Annotated in this window: 20 protein-coding genes; 12 read left to right on the top strand and 8 right to left on the bottom strand. The window is 71.1% G+C overall.

What is annotated here, in order from left to right:
- Positions 1 to 79: 79 nt before the first annotated feature.
- A complete protein-coding gene (locus FM051_RS29670; RefSeq protein WP_158849091.1) occupies positions 80 to 1,348 on the top strand; it encodes an AlkA N-terminal domain-containing protein in 1,269 nt (422 codons plus the stop codon).
- Entirely contained in the window at positions 1,345 to 1,842 is a 498-nt protein-coding gene (locus tag FM051_RS29665; RefSeq protein ID WP_158849089.1) for a methylated-DNA--[protein]-cysteine S-methyltransferase, read from the top strand. The genes FM051_RS29670 and FM051_RS29665 overlap by 4 nt, the downstream gene beginning before the upstream one ends.
- 93 nt (positions 1,843 to 1,935) lie before the next feature.
- On the opposite strand, the gene FM051_RS29660 is transcribed toward FM051_RS29665, so the two are convergent.
- Positions 1,936 to 2,727 carry a DUF6542 domain-containing protein gene (locus tag FM051_RS29660; protein ID WP_238412738.1) on the bottom strand — a complete coding sequence of 264 codons (792 nt, stop codon included), beginning with the start codon at positions 2,725 to 2,727 and terminating at the stop codon, positions 1,936 to 1,938.
- 36 nt (positions 2,728 to 2,763) lie between these two features.
- Positions 2,764 to 3,702 carry a DNA recombination protein RmuC gene (locus FM051_RS29655; RefSeq protein WP_158849087.1) on the bottom strand — a complete coding sequence of 313 codons (939 nt, stop codon included), beginning with the start codon at positions 3,700 to 3,702 and terminating at the stop codon, positions 2,764 to 2,766.
- A gap of 118 nt (positions 3,703 to 3,820) precedes the next feature.
- Between FM051_RS29655 and FM051_RS29650 the strand changes: the two genes are divergently transcribed.
- Positions 3,821 to 4,963 carry a metallophosphoesterase family protein gene (locus FM051_RS29650; RefSeq protein WP_158849085.1) on the top strand — a complete coding sequence of 381 codons (1,143 nt, stop codon included), beginning with the start codon at positions 3,821 to 3,823 and terminating at the stop codon, positions 4,961 to 4,963.
- Between the two features lie 31 nt (positions 4,964 to 4,994).
- Positions 4,995 to 7,874 carry an AAA family ATPase gene (locus FM051_RS29645; protein ID WP_158849083.1) on the top strand — a complete coding sequence of 960 codons (2,880 nt, stop codon included), beginning with the start codon at positions 4,995 to 4,997 and terminating at the stop codon, positions 7,872 to 7,874.
- Positions 7,875 to 7,903: 29 nt separating this feature from the next.
- Here the strand turns inward: FM051_RS29645 and FM051_RS29640 are convergent, their stop codons facing one another.
- Complete coding sequence (locus FM051_RS29640; RefSeq protein WP_158849080.1) at positions 7,904 to 8,710, bottom strand: chymotrypsin family serine protease; 807 nt, start codon at positions 8,708 to 8,710, stop codon at positions 7,904 to 7,906.
- Positions 8,711 to 8,861: 151 nt separating this feature from the next.
- Here FM051_RS29640 and FM051_RS29635 point away from each other — a divergent pair, with 151 nt between their 5' ends.
- Positions 8,862 to 9,296 carry an XRE family transcriptional regulator gene (locus tag FM051_RS29635; RefSeq protein WP_158849078.1) on the top strand — a complete coding sequence of 145 codons (435 nt, stop codon included), beginning with the start codon at positions 8,862 to 8,864 and terminating at the stop codon, positions 9,294 to 9,296.
- On the opposite strand, the gene FM051_RS29630 is transcribed toward FM051_RS29635, so the two are convergent.
- The 4 genes from FM051_RS29630 to FM051_RS29615 form a co-directional block, all read right to left on the bottom strand.
- Positions 9,247 to 10,359 (bottom strand): MAB_1171c family putative transporter, encoded by a 1,113-nt coding sequence (locus tag FM051_RS29630; protein WP_158849076.1) that lies wholly within the window; start codon positions 10,357 to 10,359, stop codon positions 9,247 to 9,249. The genes FM051_RS29635 and FM051_RS29630 overlap by 50 nt on opposite strands.
- On the bottom strand, positions 10,352 to 10,864 hold the full coding sequence (locus tag FM051_RS29625) for an ImmA/IrrE family metallo-endopeptidase (RefSeq protein ID WP_158849074.1): 513 nt from the start codon (positions 10,862 to 10,864) through the stop codon (positions 10,352 to 10,354). Before FM051_RS29625 ends, FM051_RS29630 begins: the two co-directional genes overlap by 8 nt.
- Positions 10,865 to 11,056: 192 nt before the next feature.
- Entirely contained in the window at positions 11,057 to 12,940 is a 1,884-nt protein-coding gene (locus FM051_RS29620; protein WP_158849072.1) for an ABC transporter ATP-binding protein, read from the bottom strand.
- 205 nt (positions 12,941 to 13,145) lie between these two features.
- Positions 13,146 to 13,643, bottom strand: coding sequence for a hypothetical protein (locus FM051_RS29615; RefSeq protein WP_158849070.1), 498 nt, complete (start codon positions 13,641 to 13,643; stop codon positions 13,146 to 13,148).
- 145 nt (positions 13,644 to 13,788) lie between these two features.
- Between FM051_RS29615 and FM051_RS29610 the strand changes: the two genes are divergently transcribed.
- Complete coding sequence (locus tag FM051_RS29610; protein ID WP_158849068.1) at positions 13,789 to 14,652, top strand: helix-turn-helix domain-containing protein; 864 nt, start codon at positions 13,789 to 13,791, stop codon at positions 14,650 to 14,652.
- Positions 14,649 to 14,855, top strand: a complete 207-nt coding sequence (locus tag FM051_RS29605; protein ID WP_158849066.1) for a DUF397 domain-containing protein — start codon at positions 14,649 to 14,651, stop codon at positions 14,853 to 14,855. The genes FM051_RS29610 and FM051_RS29605 overlap by 4 nt, the downstream gene beginning before the upstream one ends.
- A gap of 73 nt (positions 14,856 to 14,928) precedes the next feature.
- Here FM051_RS29605 and FM051_RS29600 read toward each other — a convergent pair whose 3' ends face one another.
- Positions 14,929 to 15,873, bottom strand: a complete 945-nt coding sequence (locus FM051_RS29600; protein ID WP_158849064.1) for a 4-hydroxy-3-methylbut-2-enyl diphosphate reductase — start codon at positions 15,871 to 15,873, stop codon at positions 14,929 to 14,931.
- A gap of 63 nt (positions 15,874 to 15,936) precedes the next feature.
- Here FM051_RS29600 and FM051_RS29595 point away from each other — a divergent pair, with 63 nt between their 5' ends.
- The 5 genes from FM051_RS29595 to glpX are packed head-to-tail and all read left to right on the top strand — an operon-like array spanning position 15,937 to position 19,442.
- The gene (locus FM051_RS29595) at positions 15,937 to 16,422 is read left to right on the top strand and encodes a lipid droplet-associated protein (RefSeq protein WP_158849062.1); all 486 of its coding nucleotides are present in this window, start codon (positions 15,937 to 15,939) and stop codon (positions 16,420 to 16,422) included.
- A complete protein-coding gene (xseA, locus tag FM051_RS29590) occupies positions 16,419 to 17,747 on the top strand; it encodes an exodeoxyribonuclease VII large subunit (RefSeq protein ID WP_158849060.1) in 1,329 nt (442 codons plus the stop codon). Before FM051_RS29595 ends, xseA begins: the two co-directional genes overlap by 4 nt.
- Positions 17,728 to 18,135 carry a sugar ABC transporter substrate-binding protein gene (locus tag FM051_RS29585; RefSeq protein WP_202919077.1) on the top strand — a complete coding sequence of 136 codons (408 nt, stop codon included), beginning with the start codon at positions 17,728 to 17,730 and terminating at the stop codon, positions 18,133 to 18,135. The genes xseA and FM051_RS29585 overlap by 20 nt, the downstream gene beginning before the upstream one ends.
- Positions 18,132 to 18,341: an exodeoxyribonuclease VII small subunit gene (locus tag FM051_RS29580; protein ID WP_106617365.1), complete on the top strand. Its 210-nt coding sequence runs from the start codon at positions 18,132 to 18,134 to the stop codon at positions 18,339 to 18,341. Before FM051_RS29585 ends, FM051_RS29580 begins: the two co-directional genes overlap by 4 nt.
- A 48-nt stretch (positions 18,342 to 18,389) precedes the next feature.
- Complete coding sequence (glpX, locus tag FM051_RS29575; protein ID WP_158849058.1) at positions 18,390 to 19,442, top strand: class II fructose-bisphosphatase; 1,053 nt, start codon at positions 18,390 to 18,392, stop codon at positions 19,440 to 19,442.
- Positions 19,443 to 19,503 lie beyond the last annotated feature (61 nt).

The raw sequence follows: 19,503 nt of genomic DNA, 5'->3' as shown, positions 1-19,503 counted from the left end.
GTGAGTGAGTCTACGCGCCCCCGACGCCGTGTCCGATTCCCGCGAGACCACACCTCCCGCCCCTGGCAGAGTGGTCGGCATGCTCCTCGACGACGAACGCGCCTACCGGGCCGTCGCCGCCCGCGACGCCCGGTTCGACGGGTGCTTCATCCTCGCGGTGCGCACGACCCGCATCTACTGCCGCCCGTCCTGCCCCGCCGTGACGCCGAAGCGCCGCAACGCCGAGTTCTACCCGACCGCGGCCGCCGCCCAGTCCGCCGGCTACCGGGCGTGCCGGCGGTGCCTGCCGGACGCCGTGCCGGGCTCGCCGGAGTGGAACCTCCGGGCCGACCTGGCGGCCCGCGCGATGCGCCTCATCTCGGACGGCGTGGTGGAGCGCGAGGGCGTGCCGGGGCTCGCGTCACGGCTCGGTTACTCGGAACGGCACCTGACCCGCGTCCTGACCGCCGAACTGGGCGCCGGGCCGCTGGCGTTGGCCCGCGCCCACCGCGCGCACTCCGCAAGGTTGCTGATCGAAACGACGGACCTGTCGTTCGGCGACATCGCGTTCGCCGCGGGTTTCGCCAGCGTGCGGCAGTTCAACGACACGATCCGGACGGTGTTCGCGACCACTCCGTCGGCGATGCGCTCGACCCGTGCGGCGTCGACCACGGCGGGCCGCATCACGCTCCGCCTGCCGTACCGGCCGCCGTTCGACGCGGCGGGTCTGCTGGCGTACTTCCGGGCACACGCGATTCCCGGCGTGGAGCACGTGACGGATGGCTGTTACGCGCGTTCGCTGCGCCTGCCGCACGGTCAGGCGACCGTGCGGCTGGAGCCGGCGGCGGGGTACGTCTCGTGCTCGCTGCGGCTGACCGACCTGCGTGACCTGGGCAGCGCCGTGAGCCGGGTGAGGCGGCTGCTGGACCTGGACGCCGACCCGGTGGCCGTGGACGACTTCCTGTCCAGCGACCCGACGTTGCGCCCATCGGTCCTGGCCCGGCCGGGTGTGCGGCTGCCGGGGAGTGTCGACGGCGCGGAGACCCTGCTCAGAGCCCTTGGTCACAACACTGCGGGTGAGGCCTTGCAGCAGCCCGACGGCCCGGTGACGCACCTGTACCCGTCCCCTTCGGCGATCGACTCCCCGGTGGCCCAGGCGTTGGCCGACGGCACGTTGAAGGTCGACGTGGGCCGTGACGCCGACGAGCTGCACGCCGAGCTGTCGGCGTTCCCCGGCGTCGGCCCGGACGTCGCCTCGTACGTCGTGATGCGCGTTCTCGGCGCCCCGGACATCCCTTTGACCAGCGACAACATCGCGTGGCGCCCTTGGCGCTCGTACGCCGCGATGCACCTCAGGAGGACCGCGTGAGCACCGGCCACGTGTCGACCATCGACACCCAGATCAGCCCTTTCACCGCCATCGTCGCCATGGACGGCGCCGTCCTGGCCAGCGGCTGGACCGCGAGCGCGGACGACCTGCTCCCCCAGATCTCCCCGTCACTGCGCCCGACCACCCTCACCACCCACCGTGACCTGGGCGCGGTCACCAGGGCCGTCCGCGCCTATCACGCGGGTGACCTGGACGCGATCACCGACATCCCGGTCCGCCAACGCGCGGGCGAGTTCATGGAGCAGGCGTGGGACGCCCTCCGCACCGTCCCGGCGGGCAAGCCCGTCAGCTACGCCGACTACGCCCTGCTGGCCGGCCGCCCGTCAGCGGTCCGAGCCGCCGCCACCGCGTGCGCCAGGAACGCCGCCACCCTGTTCGTCCCCTGCCACCGCGTCATCCGCACGGGCGGCGCGATCGGCAACTTCCGCTGGGGCGTGGACGTGAAGCGCCGGCTACTCGCCCACGAGGCCTGACCTGCCCTGATCTGACCTCGGAGTCATCCACGGTCACGCAGGTCGCGCAGGTCACGCGGCGGGCCGAGGCCGCGGGCGGACGGATCGGCCGGGTCAGTCCTCGTCGCGCGGCGGGCGGGGGCGGCGGGCGGGGCGGCTGCCGCCGTCACGTGGTGCGGCGGCGCGGCGGGGACGGTCGCCGGGACTGGCGCCCGAGGCCGGTGGGCGGGGGCGCTTGGGGCGGTCCTCGTCCGAGCCCGAGCCCGAAGCCGAAGCGGGACGTCGACGGTCTGCGGCGGCCTCACCGCGGGGGCGCTTCGGGCGGTCCTCCGGCTGCGGCTTCTCGGCGCGGTCGGACGAACGCTCGCCGCGCTCCGGCCGACGGGGCTTCTCCGGCTTGCGCTTGGCCTCGCGGATCTCGTCCTTCGTCAGCCGGTTCGGGTCCTTCTGCGTCATCACCCGCACGATGCCCAGGATCACGGTGCACGCCGTCGTCACCGCCATCGCCGGGAACCCGTCGATCAGCGGCTTGCCCAGCTTGAGCCCCGCCGACGCCAGCCCACCGTCCGGCATGCCCTGCGTGAACACGACCAGGATCGGCACCACGATCGCCAGGATCAGCGGCGGCTGGACGATCGGGCCGAACATCGAGCGCCGCTCGACGAACACCACCGCGCCGACGCACCCCACGAAGAACGTGACGGCGAACACCCACTCCACCGTCTGCGCGGCCGAACCGACATCCACGAACGTGCCGACGATGGCCACCACGAACGCGATGAGCACCGCCGCCCACCAGGGCAGACCCCGAAAACTGCCGAACATGGCGCGGTCGTTCCAGCGGACGTCGACAGAGTCGTCGTCCTCCGGCTCGCTGCGCGAGTCGTCACGCATAGCAGCGGTCACGCACACTCCTCGTTCGGCCCAGTCCGACACACTCTATTACGCCTCGCGGGCGTCCAAGGGTGCACCAAGGCCGGCCTCGTCCGTCCGCCGCACCACAGGCAGGGGTGTGACGTCGGACGACGCGTTGCTCAACGGCTCCACGGCCGCCCGGAACCCCTCAAGAGCGTCCAGCTCACGCCGACGTGCCGAGAGGAACCGCTGGAGGTGCGTGCTCGACAGGTTCACCGCGTCGACAGCGCTGTCGGCCGCCCTATGAGCACGCCCAGCCGCCGCCCTGACCTGCTCCACGTCGTCCGCCAACGCCCGGTCGGTCACCGCGAACATCGCCGCCGACGCGATCACCGCGAACCCGGTCGGACCGCACAGGAACACCCGCCGGTCGAGCAGCCATCGCAGCAGCTCGGGGTCGGTGTCCAAGGCCGCGACCACGGCGCCGTCGTTGGGCACGAACATGATCGTCCCGTAGATGGCGTCGGCCCACCGCTGGTAGCCCTTGCCCGCCAGCTCCGCAGCGCGCGCACGGATGTTCCTGACGTGCACGCGCAACGCGTCGACGCGCTCCGCCGCGTTGTCGGTCTCCACCGCCTCCGCCCACGTGGCCATGCTCATCTTCGCGTCCACGGGCACCTGCCGGCCGCCGCCGACGTTGAGCACCAGGTCCGGCCGCACCGAACCACCGCCGGCGACGTCGACCTGCAGGCTGAAGTGGATCCCCTCGCGCAGGCCCAGCACCCGCGCGGTCTCCACCAGCACCTTCTCGCCCAGCTCACCGCGACCGCTGACCGACGAGAACGCCACCTCGTACCGCTGCAACGCCGCCCACTGCGCGTCGCCGCGCTCCCGTTCGGCCTGCACCGCGGCCAGCGCGGCGTCCGTGCGCCGCACGCTGTCCTGGTAGAGCCGCCACAGGAACACCAGCGCACCCGCGAGCAGGAGCGCCACGACCACCGCCGCCGTGCTGAGGACCGCTGTCACACGTCAGATCATGTCGTACCGCCAAGATCGGGGTTGAACACTGTGAGATCACACGTCCGAGCGACACGCCGAGCCGCAGTACCGGTTTCTGTCGGTGATCGCCCCTAGCGTGGCCGGCATGAAGATCCTGCACACCTCCGACTGGCACGTGGGACGCACGTTCCACGGCCGCGACCTGCTCGTCGAGCAGGAGTCGGTGCTGGGCGGGTTGGCGGAGACGGTGTCGGACGAGCGGGTCGACGTGGTCGTGGTGGCGGGCGACCTGTTCGACCGGGCGGTGCCGAACGCCGAGGCGGTGGCGGTGTGCTCGCGGGTGTTGAAGCGCATCCGCGCGGCCGGCGCGAAGATCGTGATCACGCCGGGGAACCACGATTCGGCGGCACGGCTGGGTTTTCTGGGCGCGTTCGCGGAGGCGGGCGGGCTGCACCTGCGCACGCGCGTCGCCGAGCTGCACGAGCCGGTGCTGTTCACCGACGCGCACGGACCGGTGGCGGTGTACGGAATCCCTTTCCTGGAGCCGGAAACGGCGCGGCACGCGCTCGGCGTCGGAGCCAAGGGCCACGGCGGTGTGCTGACCGAGGCGATGCGGCGGGTGAAGCAGGACCTGGCCGCCAGGCCGGGCACGCGGTCGGTGGTGTTGGCGCACGCGTTCGTGACGGGCGGCGAGCCGTGCGAGTCGGAGCGCACGATCGCGGTGGGCGGTGTGCAGGACGTGTCGGGCGCGGTGTTCGCCGGGGTCGACTACGTGGCGCTGGGCCACCTGCACGGGCAGCAGACGTTGGCCGAGCACCTGCGTTACTCGGGCAGCCCGGTGGCGTACTCGTTCTCCGAGGCGCGGCACCACAAGTCGGTGTGGCTGGTCGAACTGGACGCCGGCGGGTTGGCCGGGGTGGAGCGTCGTTCGCTGCCGGTGCCGCGGGCGTTGTCCACGTTGAACGGCGCGCTGGACGACCTGCTGCTCGACCCCGATCACGAGTCGATCGAGGACCACTTCCTGTCGGTCACGCTGACCGACCCGGTGCGTCCGCTGGATGCGTTGCGGCGCCTGCAATCCCGGTTCCCGCACGCGGTGCACGTGGAGTGGCGGCCGGAGGGCGGGCGGACGGGCGAGCTGCGGTTCGCCGAGCGGGTGCGCGGCCGCAGCGACGAGGAGATCGCCTGCTGCTTCATCGAGGACGTGCGCGGCGACCAGCCGGGCCCGCGTGAACTGGCCCTGCTGCGCGAGGCGTTCGCCGCCGCCGCACGGGAGACCGAGTCATGAGCCGGGGAATCGTGAGCCGGGAGGGCGCGTCGTGAAGCTGCACCGGTTGGCGGTCAGCGGGTTCGGCCCGTACACCGGGCGCGAGGAGGTCGATTTCGACGTCCTCGGCGCGGACGGCCTGTTCCTCCTGCACGGCGACACGGGCGCGGGCAAGACGACGTTGCTCGACGCGGTGGCGTTCGCGCTGTTCGGCAAGGTGCCCGGCGCGCGCGGCGACGTGAAGCGCCTGCGCTGCGACTACGCGCACCGCGACACGCAGACATTCGTGGAGCTGGAACTGACCGTGCGCGGTCGCCGGTTCCGGCTCAAGCGCAGTCCCGAGTACGAGCGGCCGAAGAAGCGCGGTGACGGCGCGACGCGGCAGCAGGCCCAGGTGTCGTTGACGTGGATCAGCGGCTGGGAGGGCGAGGGCCACAGCCGCATCGACGACGTGGCCCGCGAGGTCGAGGGCCTGCTCGGGATGACGGCCGAGCAGTTCTTCCAGGTGGTGCTGCTGCCGCAGGGCGAGTTCGCCAGGTTCCTGCGCGCGGAGACCGCCGAGCGGGAGAAGCTGCTGGAGAAGCTGTTCGGCACGGAGCGCTTCCTCGACGTCGAGAAGTGGTTCCGCGAGCGCCGCAAGGAGCGCAAGCGCGAGGTCGAGCAGCTCGGTCTCGTGCACCGCGACCTGGTGCAGCGGGTGGCCGAGGTGGCGTTGGAGGAGCCGCCGGAGGGCGGTGGCGACCAGGAGTGGCTCAGCTCCCTGCTCAAACGGCTGGACGAGGCCGAACGCGAGGCCGACCAGATCGCGGCTGCGGCGATGGCCCGGCGCGCGGAGGCCGAGAAGGCGTGGCAGGAGGCGCGGGCGCGGCACGAGCAGGTGCGCCGCGTGCGGGAGGCGCGCCGGAACCTCGACCGGTACGCCGAGGTGGAACCGAGCCTGCGGGCGTGGGTGGCCGAACGCGACGCGGCCCGGCAGGCGGCGGTCGTGGTGCCCGCGCACGGACGGGCGGTGAAGCTGGCGCGCGAGCTCGACGCCGCCGTCGCCCACGAGCAGGCCGCCGCCGACGCGGTGTCGGCCCTCGGCTACCAGGGCACCGACCTGCGCGGCGACGGTGAACGCCTGCGCGAGGAGGCGGGCGGCCTGACCAGCCTCGCGGCCGACGCCGAGCGGCAGCGCGTCGACCAACGGCGGATCGGGCAGCTGGACCGCGATGTCGCCACCACGTCCCAACGGCTGGCCACGCTCGTCACGCAGCTGGACGAGGTGCCGCCCCGACTGGACGCCGCGAAGAAGGCCGTCGAGGAGTCGTTGGAGGCCGCCGCACGGCTGGCGCAGGTGTCCGGTCTGGCCGCCGCCGCGGCCGAGCTGCCGCGCGTCGAGCGGGCGTTCCACGAGGCGGACGAGGCACGGCGGGTCGCGGTGGACGCGCACCTCAAGACCTACGAGAAGCTGCTGCGGATCCGTCAGGAGCGGCTGGAGGGCATGGCCGTCGAGCTGGCCGGGCAGCTGCACACCGGCCACGAGTGCCCGGTGTGCGGTTCGGTCGAGCACCCGTCGCCCGCGCAGCCGGTGCTGGGTTCGGTGACGGCGGCCGACGAGGAGCGGGCGGCCGAGGCCGACCAGCGCGCGCTCGACCGGCGTCAGAAGGCCGAGCAGGAGGCGCAGAAGCTCGAAGCGCGGCTGGGGTTGCTGCGCGAGCAGCTGGGCGACCGGCCCCCGGCCGAGCTGGAGCGCGAGCACCGGTCCGTGTCGGCCCTGGCCGAGCAGGTCGAGAGCAGGCAGGCCGCGCTGGCGGAGTTGGAAGCCAAGGTGCAGCGGGCGGTCGAACAGCGCAACGCGCTGGAACGCGAGCTGGCCGAGGCGGGCGCGCAGCGGGCGCAGCTGGTGGAGGCGGTCGAGGAGCGGGGCGCGCGGCTGGAGGAGGCGCGCGGCGACTTCCCGGACGTGGTGACGCGCCGAGCCCACCTCAGCGACCTGGCCGACGCGTTGACGGAGCTGGCGCCGCGCCGTGCCGCCGTGTCCGAGCACGAGGAACGCCTGGCCGACCAACGCCTCGAAGTGTCGCGGCTGGCGTCGATCGCCGGGTTCGCCGACGTGGCGGACGCGCTGGCCGCCGCACGCCCGGCCGCCGCGGTCGCCGAGTTGGAGACCCGCATCCGCGATGTCGAGAAGACCAGGACGGCGGCCGAGAGCACGCTGGCCGAGCTGCCCGAAATCGACCCGGACGTCGAGGTCGACGTGACCGGCACCGAGGAGCGGTTCCGCCAGGCGAGCGACCGGGCGACCGAGGTCACCACGGCGCAGACGAACGCCCGCACCAGAGCCGCCCGCGCCGCCGACCTGGCCGAGCAGCTCCGGGCCGCGTGGCTGCGCCTGGAACCGGTGGAGGCGGAGTACGCCGAGCTGGACGCGCTGACCGACGTGATCAACGGCATGGGCCAGAACGCCAAGAGCATGACCCTGCGCACCTACGTCCTGGCCGCCCGCCTGGAAGAGGTCGCGGTGGCCGCCAGCGCCCGCCTGGAGCGCATGAGCCAGGGCCGCTACCGGTTCGTGCACTCGATCGAGGCCGGTCCGCGGGGAACGAGGGGCGGTCTGGGTCTGGACGTCATGGACGACTACTCGGGTCAGCAGCGACCGGCGAAGACCCTGTCCGGCGGCGAGTCGTTCCTGGCGTCGCTGTCCCTGGCCCTGGGCCTGGCCGACGTGGTCGCCGCGGGCGCCGTGCTCGACACGCTGTTCATCGACGAGGGCTTCGGCACGCTGGACGCCGAGACCCTGGAACTGGTCATGACCACGCTCGACGAACTCCGCGCCGGCGGCCGGGTCGTCGGCCTCGTCTCGCACGTGGAAGAACTGCGCCAACGCATCCCGACCAGGCTCCGCGTGCGCAAAGCACGAGAAGGCTCCACCTTGGAACTGACCGCCTGACCCCGCGAGTCCTCGCACCGAATCGGCTCTCACTCCGGAATCGGCTCCCCGACATACCGGATCGGCAGCGTTTCGGCGGGGCCGCTCAGATCGGCCTGGAGCCTGACGTCTGCGGACGCCGCCCCGGTCCGGGCCACTGCCGAACTGAACACCGGCAGCCACGCGTTCCAGTCGGCGAGCAGGTCGTCGATCGTCACGAAGCACGCCATGGTGACGCCGTTTTCGGTCAGCAGACCGACATGGACGCCGGCGGCGAAAACGCCGCCGGCGTTGTGGACGAACATCGGGGCACCGCTGTCACCGTCCTGGCTCGGGTAGGTGCCGCAGGCGACCCGCCGGCCGTTGAACCACGCGCGCCAACCGCCCGCGATGGTCCCGTACACCCGGCCTGTGCGCGGGGACTGCATCGCGATGCCGTTCCCGCCCGTGGTCGACCACCCGTTGCTCATCTTGCCGACGGCGCGACCGAGACCGGGGATCTCCTGCAGGCCGTCGACGCCGGACAGCGGGGCGACGATCGCGGTGTCGACACCACCCGAAGCGTGGTGGCTGTTGGCGGTGATGCCGAACCGGCCGTGGGTGCCGTAGACGTCCTGACCGGCCGTGAAGCAGTGCCCAGCGGTGAGGAAGTACGGGACGTTGTTGAGGTTGGAGCGGACTCCCCACCCGCCGGTGCAGTCGCTGTTGGGCAGCGACTTCGGGGAGCGGTTCATCGGGTGCGAAGGCATGTACCAGTACGTGACGGCCGCGTCGGCCGCCGGTGACGTGACGACCACCGCCGCGACCACGCACGCCATGGCCGTGACGAGCTCGACGGCTCTGTTGAGCAACCTCATCGACAGTTCCCCCATTGACTGATGTGAAGAGAAGCAAGAGGAGATTCACCACAGTTGAAGCGGTGTAAGTTACGCGCAGCCCAACCAGGTCGTCAACAGGTATGAATTTTCTTCCGAGCTGATTCACAGGAGTCAAGAGCGAGGTGGGGCGGTGACCGACCGCGACAAGCCGCAGCGGCACACCCTGGCCGAGAAGCTGGAGTACCTGTTCCACACGATCAGGGAGCCCGGCCGCCGCGAGCACAGCAACGAGGAGGTCGCCGCGGCGATCACCCGTGACCAGGGTGTGACCATTTCCGCGTCCTACATCTGGTACCTGCGCACCGGCCAGCGGGACAACCCGACTCTCAAGCACCTCACCGCGTTGGCGACGTTCTTCGGCGTGCCCGCCGCCTACTTCCTCGACGACCAGGTCCGCGAGGAGGTGGAAGCCGAGATCGCGCTGGTCACCGCCCTGAAGGACACCGGCGTCCGGGATGTCGCGATGCGGGCGTCCGGGCTTTCGGGGAAGAGCCTGGATACGATCGCCGAGGTCATCAACCGCGTACGCGAACTGGAGGGGTTGCCGCCGCAGGAAGACTCCTGAAGTCGCGTGCCACCGAGGTCAGCTCGGCGACGTCAAGAGCGGGCAGACCGGTCGGCGCGCGGTCGGTCGGCTCGTTCCGCGCCTTCGCCGCCAGTGCGGCGGCCAGCGCCGCCGCCTCACCCCGTTGTTCGGCGATCCGGGTGTCCCAGTAGGCCCGCAATGCCAGTCGGCCGTCGAGGATCTCGATGACGCACCGGTACAGGCGGAGGTCGATCGGCACTCGCCGGGCGTCCGGTGGCACGAGCGCGATGCCCGGCATGACGTCGTAGCAGGCGCGCCACAACGGGAGAAGAGCACGATAAGTGCGGTACTGGCGCCACCGCCGACCCGCGCGGGCGATCCGCGGTCCCCACGTGTACGCGGTCAGGCCCACGACGAACAGAACCAGGACGAGTCCGGACAGCACGGTGGACACCGGTCCCTCGTACCAGGGCGGTTGTCGGTCCAGGCGTGCGGCAACCGCGTAGGAAGCCTTGTGCGAGGCGTACGCGAACCCCACCAGGCTCGCGATCGACCACAGGCGAAGGCCGATCCTCATGGGACGCTCGGTGGCTCCGCCGGCATACCGCAGCGTGAGCCTGGAGATGTCCGCCAGGACGAGGGCGGTGTAGCCGAGGAACGCGAGCAGGTACTCGGTCACGAACGGCGCCTTGGCGTAGGTCCCGACGAAGTCCTCCGCGGCGGCGCCGGGTGCGGCCAGCCCGAACAGCACGACCATCGAGGCGAGGATCACGGATACCGTCGCGGTCCGCAGCACGATCCCGCCCACCGGGTGCCCGGTGCGCGGGGTGACGTGCGCGACGAACATCTGGATCCAGAACAGACTCAACACGGCGAGGCCGTGCTGGATCAGCCGAACGGTGCTCGCGCCCTCGGCAAGCCACGGAATCCGCTGGTAGAGCGGTGGGAGTCCGACCGTGAAAGCGAGCGCGAAGAAGAGCAGCGCCAAGCAGACAGCCACGCGGCCGAAGTCCCCGGGCGGTCGTCGGACGAGATCGGCGGCCTTGTACCCGGCGCCGGCCCACGCCAGCACGACCACGACGATGTGAAAGGCCCTAAGCACTCAGCACTGCCTTCAAACGGGCCAACACGCCTGACTCGTCGACGACATCGGACGCGACGGCGCCCACGACCTGGAAGCCGGCCCGCATGAAGACGAGCGTGGCGAACAGCTCGGCCTCCTGCTCGACCACGTTGTCGTAGCTGTCCCTGCACAGCAACTGCCGCACCACGCGGGGGTCCAGGTTGGGCGCCAGCAGGCGCGCGGTGAGGTCGTCCAGTTCTTGGACCCCGGAATGCGCGAACACCAGGTGGCCGAGTTCGTGGAGGATGATGTGCGCGCGGTGTGTCTCCCCGGCGGACTCGTCGTAGAAGATGTAGTCCGCCTTCTTGGCCGCCACCCAGAGCCCCGACGGGCTGGACGTCCGCGAGGACAGTGCGAGCAGGTGGATGGGCCGTCCGCGCTGCCCCGCCAGTTCCTGGCACAACGCCGCGACGTCCAAGGGCACCCGGATGCGCAGCCGGCCGATCTGTTCCTCGCAGCGCTTCCGCACACGAGCCAGGTCCACGCTTCCCCCACACCGAACGGCCGCACGGACACTCCCGACGCCGTCACGCGATCGCGCGCCGGCGTCTCCCCGGCCCGATCGTAGCGGTGGTCGACAGCGGCTCCCGCCCATGCGGGCGGACCGGCAGGCAGGCGGCCTTCACACAGGTCGGCGGGTGCCTCGCGGCGTGTGGAGCGCTCGGACGAGGACCGCTCAGGACGCGAGCAGCCCGCCCCGGTACGCGGCGGCCTGGAGCTCGAACAGCTCGAAGTAGTGCCCGCGCAACGCCATCAGCTCCTCGTGCGTGCCCTGCTCGATGATCCGCCCCTGGTCGAGCACGACGATCCGGTCGGCGTTGCGGATGTTCGCCAGCCGGTGCGTCACCAGGATCGTGGTGCGCCGCGCGGTCGCCTCCCGCAGGCCCTCGAACACCCGCGCCTCGGCCTTGGCGTCCAGCGCGGCCGTCGGCTCGTCGGCCACCAGCACCGCCGCGTCCCGGTACATGCCGCGCGCGATGCCCATCCGCTGCCACTGCCCGCCGGACAGGTCCTGGCCGTCGTTGAACTGCCGCGACAGCACGGTGTCCGGCCCGGCGGGCAACGACGCCAGCACCTCGTCCGCGCCGGACTTCGCCACCGCCGCCTGCCACGCCTCCTCGTCCTCGCGCTCCAGCCGGCCGACCGTCACGTTGTGCCGCGCGGTCATCGGCCACTGCGCCGGGTCCTGCGCGATCACCGCGATGGACGAGTGCACCGAGGTCGGGTCGGCCGTCGCCAGGTCCACGGCATCCCACGCGACGGTCCCCGACGACGCCGGGTACAGGCCGGTCAGCACCTTGCCGAGGGTCGTCTTGCCCGACCCGTTCTCCCCGACCAGCGCGATGACCTCGCCTCTCGCCACGGTCAGGTTCACGTCGTGCAACGCAGGCTTAGGAGCACCCGGGTAGGTGAAAGAAACATCCGTCAGCGTGATGTGGGACGGGTCGGCCGGCGCCTTGACCGGTGAACTGCCCTGCGCCCGTTCCGTGCCTTCGACCAGCAGTTTCCGGTAGAAGTCGATGTAGAACGAGTCCTCGTAGAGCGAGTTGACCGCGCGGGTCGTGGTCGCCAGCGACGAGAACCCGGTGCGCATGGCCAGCACCGCCGTGCCCGCCAGCGCCAACTCCATGCCGCCGGTGTGCAGCAGGAGGCCCAGCACGACGTACGCGATCGCGGTGCCGACGCCGGCCAACGCGCGCCCGGTCAGCCGGACCAGGTTCGTCCGGTGTGCCATCCGGATCTCGTCGGCCACCAGGCTGTCCGCGATGCGCCGGTGCTCGGCGAGCAGGCGTTCCTGCAACGTCAGCGCGTGCCGTTCCAGGGCGAAGTCGCGGTCGGTGGCGACCTCCTCCACCACACCCTTCCGGGTGTTGCGGGTCACCGAGTCGAGGAAGTGCTCGTACCGCAGCTTGGACGCCCGCGCCGACGCCCAGGCGTTCGCGAACGCGGCCAGCAGCAGAGCAGGCGCCAGCCACGGGTTGAGCAGCCCGACCGTCACCACCGCCGCGATCAGCGAGATGCCACCGGACACCAGGTCCGCCAGGTACCGCAGGCTGCTCTCCAGCGAGCGGACCCCGCGCCGACCGCCCTGACGTGCCAGTTCGCGGAAGTCCGCGTCCTCGAACGCGAGCAGCGAGGCCCGCACCAGCACGGCGGTGACCTCGTCGTTGGCCTCCCGGGTGACCCGGGGCCGGAGCGAACTCTCCACCGCCGCGACCGCCGTGTCGAGCAACGCCCGGACCACGAACGACGCGACCACCACCGCCAACGCGGGCAACGCCTCGACGATCCGCTGCGGCGTCGGCCCGTCCCGCAGCAGCGCCGCGAACACGTCGGCCGTGGCGAGGAGCCCGAACGCCGTCACGCACCCGGACAACACGTGCACCACACCGGCCAGCACGGTGAGCCGTGGCGACGTGCGCCAGGCGAGCCGGACCACCATCGACACCGCCGACGGCAGACTCCGCAAGGCCTTGCCCAGGCTCACGGACGTCCCGGCGCGGCGACGGGCCCACTTGGGGGTGGCCACGTTCTCCACCCCGATCAGCACGGTGCTCATCGTTCCAGCAAACGCGAACTCCCCCACCCCGCCAACCGCTTTCACCGTCAGCGCAGCTCAGTGCCCGGAACCCATGGAATTGTCGTACCCCGCCGGTAAAGTAAAAGCAGGGGTCCCCTTGGCGAGGACCCTCGCGAAGCCGTTCCGGCTCGCCGCCGGCCGCTCGAACCCGGCCCTTCGAACCCGGACTGCTCGGCTCAGCCCTCTAGGACGCCGCCCCCTCGAACAGAGCCACGGGCCGCGTCCTGTCGTCGGCGGACTCCCCGGCAGCCTTCGCCGCACCGGCCGCCCGCGTGGCCTCCTCTGCGGCTTCTTCGGCCGAGTCCATCGCCGTGGACGCGGCTCGCGCGGCCAGCTTGGCGTGTTCCGCCGCCTCGATCGCGACCCGCGCCGCCCTGCGCGCCCATTCGGCCTGCTCGGCGGCCCCCGCCCGCTCTGCTGCCTCGACCTGCGCCAACGCCCGCTCGGCCGCCGTGCGCGCCTGCACGCCGGCGTCGAAGGTGTCGAACACCAACTCTTCGGCCGCTTCGACCGCCGCCATGTCCCCCAACGCGGTCGTGGCCTGGTCCCGCAACGCCTCCAGGTGCTCCCGCCCGAGGACGATCTCGACCGCGTCCCCCAACGTCAGGAACGCCGTCTTGTTCAGACTTCCCCGCAGGCGCACCGGAACCCCGGCCTCCAGCCGCAGGCCGAGACTCGTCACGACCCCACCCTGTCCCCAACTCACGTCGCCAACTCCTCTGTGGGAATCTTGTTCAACCCAGCGTGATGTAACCCTCTCCGCTTGGGTTAGGTTACGACGTAATCGGTTACTTAGATAGAGATCCGATCGGGTGAAGGGAAGATTCGTGGCGCTCTCGACCACGCCCACGGTGCTGCGCCGCTACATCGCGTTCGAGCTGCGGCGCCTCCGCGAGACTGCGAGCAAGAGCCAACTCGACGCCGCGAAGCGACTGGACACGTCGAAAGCGCGCATCGCGCACTTCGAGTCGGGCCGTAACCTGCCGAAGCTGACCGACGTCGAGCTGCTGTTGCCGTTCTACGGCGCGGACGAGCTGGTCGACGGGTTCCGCGAGCTGATCGTGCAGACCCGGAACGCCGCCGCCGTCTTCGAGTGGGACGAGTCGATGACCCTCCCGCCCGGCTTCGACCTCTACCTCGGTCTGGAGCAGGGCGCGAGCCGCATCGTGTCCTACGACGCCATGACGGTCATGGGCATCCTCCAGTGCGAGCCGTACGCCGAGGCGCTGCTACGCGGCCACGACAAGGGCCTGCCCGACATCGAGGTCCAGCGTCAGATCGATCTGCGGATGCGGCGACAGGGTGCACTCGACCGGGATGAGTCGCCGGTGGAGCTGGTTGCCGTGATCGACGAAGCCGTCTTGCACAGGCAGATCGGCGGCGCGGAAGTGCTCGGCCAACAACTGGAGTACCTGCTGACAGCCGCCGAGCGGCCGAACATCACGATCAGAGTGCTGCCCTACAGCGCGGGGGTGCATCCGGCTCTGCACGGGCCGTTCACCATCCTCGAATTCCCGATCGACCGAGATCCCGGCGTCGTGTACGTCGAAGATCGCATCGGCGGTCGATACAGGGACGATACTGAGGACATCGATGAGTACGCCGCAGTTGCAGACCGGCTGCTGGAACTCGCGCTCCCAGAGCCCGACTCGGCGTCGGTGATCCACAAGATTCGCGAGGAGTTGAGTTGACCACTACTTGGTCGTGGCGAAAGTCATCCCGTTCGGCAACGAGCGGCCAGTGCGTCGAGATTGGCACCAGCACCGACTCCATTCAGGTCGGTGTTCGGGACAGCAAGCTGGGCGAGGACAGCCCGATCCTGACGTTCACACCCGGCGTGATGGCCACGTTCGTCAGCGCCGCCAAGGACGGCGGGTTCGACGGCTCGGCGTGATCGAATTCCACAGAACCGCGAAGCGCCCCCGCCGTAGACCACCGGCGTGGGGCGCTTCGGTTTACCAACCGTTCTAGCGGACCATGTCCTTGCGCAGTTCGCGCGGCAGGGCGAAGGCGATCTTCTCGTTCGCCGTGGTGATCTCCTCGACGCTCCCGTAGCCGCGTTCGGCCAGGAACTCGAGCAGCTCCATCACCAGGATGTCCGGCACGGACGCGCCCGACGTCACACCGACCGTCGTCACGCCCTCCAGCCACGCCTCGTCGACCTCACGCGCGTAGTCGATCAAGTAGGAGGCACGGGCGCCGGCCTGCAGCGCCACCTCGACCAGCCGCACCGAGTTGGACGAGTTCTTCGACCCCACCACGAGCACCAGGTCGCACTCCGGCGCCATGGTCTTCACCGCGGTCTGCCGGTTGGACGTCGCGTAGCAGATGTCGTCCGACGGCGGCTCCTGCAGATCCGGGAACCGATCCTGCAGCTGGCGCACCCGCACCATCGTCTCGTCCACCGACAGCGTGGTCTGGGACAGCCACACCACCTTGGACGGATCGCGCACGACGACCTTGTCGACGTCCTCCGCGGTGTCCACGAGCTGGATGTGCGACGGCGCCTCGCCGTACGTGCCCTCGACCTCTTCGTGTCCTTCGTGGCCGATCAGCAGGATGTCGTAGTCCTCGCGGGCGAACCGCACGGCCTCCTTGTGGACCTTGGTCACCAACGGGCAGGTGGCGTCGATCGTGCGCAGCCCCCGATCTGCCGCCTCCTCGTGCACCGCGGGCGACACGCCGTGCGCCGAGAACACCACCAGCGCGCCCTCGGGCACCTCGTCGGTCTCGTCCACGAAGATCGCGCCGCGACGTGACAACGTCTCCACGACGTGCTTGTTGTGGACGATCTCCTTGCGCACGTAGACCGGGGCGCCGTACTGCTCCAGCGCCTTCTCCACGGTCACGACGGCACGGTCCACGCCGGCGCAGTAGCCACGCGGCTTGGCCAGGAGCACTCGCTTGTCCATGGCCACCAGGGTACGGCGTGCCGGGTATAGGCATCGGACGGCCGACTGCGGCAGGCTGTAGGCATGAAGCCACTGCCGCTGACCGTCCGGCTCGCCGCGGGACTGGCGGTCACCGCCGTCGAGCAGGCCCGGAAGCTTCCGCAGCAACTCGCGGGCCTCCCGGTCACCGTGGTCAGTGAGGCCTTGCAGCTGTCCATGCGGGTCCAGCAGCGGGTGACGGAACTCGCAATCAAGGGCGACGACGTGCTGTCCGTGCTGCGCCCGGTGGAGCAGGAACCCGAGTGGGCGACGTTCGACGAGGACGAGCCCGACACGGCGCCCGTGCGCGCCGAGGACCCGTGGGCGGAGGAGGAGCGGGCGTTGGCCGCCGAGCCGCCCGCGGTGCTGCCGAACTACGACGAGCTGTCGTTGGCGCAGCTCCGGGCCCGGTTGCGCACGCTCACCGCGGAGGACCTGGAGCAGCTGCTGGCGCACGAGCGCACGCACGCGGCCCGTCCCGAGTTCACCGGCATGCTCACCCGCCGCATCGCGAACCTCAAGAGCACGTGAGCCCCGAAAAGGCCGGCCCCGAGCGTTCTCAGCAGGAGAAGTCCAGCCCGGAGAACCCGTGGCCGGTGCGGACCGTCGCGCGCAAGATCTTCGACTGGATCAACCGGCTCGGTGACGTGTGGGTGGAGGGCCAGGTCACGCAGCTGAGCGCGCGGCCGGGCACGGCGACGGCGTTCCTCACCCTGCGTGACCCGTCGGTGGACATGTCGATGCAGCTGACCGCACCCGTCACCATGGTCCGCGAGCTGCAGCTGTCCGAGGGCAGCCGGGTGGTGGTGCACGGCAAGCCGAACTTCTTCCCCAACCGCGGCACGCTGAGCCTGCGCGTGGACGAGATCCGCCAGGTCGGCATCGGCGAGCTGCTGGCCCGGATCGAACGCCTCCGGAAGCTGCTCAACGCCGAAGGCCTGTTCGACCCGCGCCGCAAGCGCAGGCCGCCGTTCCTGCCGAACAAGATCGGGCTGATCACGGGTCGCGCGTCGGCCGCCGAGCGGGACGTGCTGACCAACGCGCACGCCCGCTGGCCCGGCGCCCGGTTCCGGGTCGTGAACGTTGCGGTGCAAGGGGCTTTGGCGGTGCCGCAGATCCTCACCGCACTGTCGACTCTGGACCGCGACGCCGAAGTGGACGTCATCGTGCTGGCCCGCGGCGGCGGCAGCGTGGAGGACCTGCTGCCGTTCTCCGACGAGGCGTTGTGCCGGGCGGTGGCGCAGTGCCGGACGCCGGTGCTGTCCGCGATCGGCCACGAGCCGGACACCCCGCTGGTGGACCACGTGGCGGACATGCGCTGCTCCACGCCCACCGATGCCGGCAAACGGGTGGTTCCGGATGTGGCGGAGGAAGGCGAGCGGATCCGCCAACTGCGCGACCGCAGCCGCCGTGCGTTGCACGGCTGGGTGGACCGTGAGCGCAAGCTGCTCGCGGCGCTGCGCACACGACCTGCGCTTTCCGACCCGCACGGTCCGCTGGACCGGCGTGCGGAGGACGTCGACCGGCTGCGTGAACGGGCCCGGAGGGCGGTGCGGAACCGTCTCGATTCAGAGAACGCCGGGCTCATCGCGACCACCGCACGCTTGACGACCCTCGGACCGGCCGCCACGCTGGCGCGGGGGTATGCGGTGGTGCAACTCGTCACCCCCGACGGGGTCGACGGGGTGCTCCGGTCGACCTCCCAAGCTCCCGCGGGCACCCAGTTGAGGGTGCGCGTGGCCGACGGAGCCGTGCACGCGGTCGTCACTGCCGGCGGAGCCGGCAATCAGACGGCCGCCGCCGGAGGCGTCGATCAGGCAGTGGAAGGAGGCGGTGGTGCCGAACCCGGCCAATGAGCCCACGTTCCTGCCCTTGACGATGGCCGCCGCGGGTGAAGCGGACGACGAGGGCGCCCGCGTGGTGCGCAGCCGCGCCGAGTCGGCCGACCGGGCCGCCGCCGATTGCTGGCTGTCACTGGTCGCCGGCTGCACGTCGGGCCGGCAGACGTTGATCAACCGGCTGCACGACCTGTCCGAGGCCACCTCCGGTTACGCCGGGATGCGGTGGTGGCTGGGGCACGGCACGGTGCACCGCAGGCGTGTCGTGGCCGCCGAGCACCGCATCGACGACGCGGTGCGCGAGGGTGACGGCGCGGAGTTCGCCGAGGCGTTCATCGGCTACGACCAGGCGGTCGCGACCGTCGTGGTGCACGTCCAGAACCGATTGGGGAAGTTGTCCACGTGAGCGAGCCGGGCTACGAGCAGGCCAGGGACGAGTTGGTGGAGGTGGTCCGCAAGCTGGAGGCGGGCGGCCTGTCGCTGGAGGAGTCGCTGGCGCTGTGGGAACGCGGCGAGGCCCTGGCGAAGACCTGCGAACGACAGCTCGCGGGCGCCCGGGAACGGATCGATCAAGCACTCAGTGTGACCGAGGAGGACGTGGCCGAGGCGTGAGGACGTGCGAGGATTGGTCTACCGACCGGTCATCGTGGGAGGAACGTCATGGTCACAAACAGTAACCACGAGCGTCGGCGTGAGGCGCCGGACCGGAACCTCGCGCTGGAACTGGTCCGGGTGACCGAGGCCGCCGCGATGGCGGCCGGGCGCTGGGTCGGTCGCGGCGACAAGAACGGCGGCGACGGCGCGGCGGTGGACGCCATGCGCAAGCTGATCGGCACCGTCTCCATGCGCGGTGTCGTGGTGATCGGCGAGGGCGAGAAGGACGAGGCGCCCATGCTGTACAACGGCGAGGAGGTCGGCAACGGCGACGGCCCCGACTGCGATGTCGCGGTCGACCCGATCGACGGCACCACGCTGATGGCCAAGGGCATGCCGAACGCGCTGGCGGTGCTCGCGGTGGCCGAGCGCGGCGCGATGTTCGACCCGTCCGCCGTGTTCTACATGGAGAAGCTCGCGACCGGGCCGGAGGCGGCCGACGTCCTGGACATCACCGCGCCGATCGCGGAGAACATCCGCCGGGTGGCGAAGGCCAAGCACCTCGACGTGTCGGACGTGACGGTCTGCATCCTGGACCGGCCGCGGCACGGGTCGATCGTGAAGGACGTGCGCGCGGCGGGCGCCCGGATCCACTTCATCTCCGACGGCGACGTGGCGGGCGCGATCTCGGCGGCCCGGCCGAACACCGGCATCGACCTGCTGGTCGGCATCGGCGGCACGCCCGAGGGCATCATCGCGGCGGCGGCGTTGAAGTGCATGGGCGGCTCGATCCAGGCCAAGCTGTGGCCGAAGGACGACGAGGAGCGCGGCCGGGCGCTGGACGCGGGCCACGACCTGGACCGCGTGCTGCTGACCGACGACCTGGTGCAGGGCGACAACGTGTTCTTCTGCGCGACCGGCGTCACGGACGGCGACCTGGTGCGCGGCGTGCACTACCGGGCGGGCGGCTGCACGACCCAGTCGATCGTGATGCGGTCGAAGTCCGGCACGGTGCGGATGATCGACGGCTTCCACCGGCTGAACAAGCTCCGCGAGTACGCCTCGGTCGACTTCGACATCCCGCCCACCGACGGCGACCCGCTGCCGCCGCTGCCGTAGGCCTGCCCGAGGAGCAGGTCTCCGCCCGGATGCCACGGGCCGCCGTCAACGGTCAACACAG

This window comes from Saccharothrix deserti (assembly GCF_009769385.1).
Taxonomy (GTDB): Bacteria; Actinomycetota; Actinomycetes; order Mycobacteriales; family Pseudonocardiaceae; genus Actinosynnema; species Actinosynnema deserti.
Note: the sequence above shows the minus strand (reverse complement) of the source record. Positions and strands in the feature narration are given on the sequence as shown.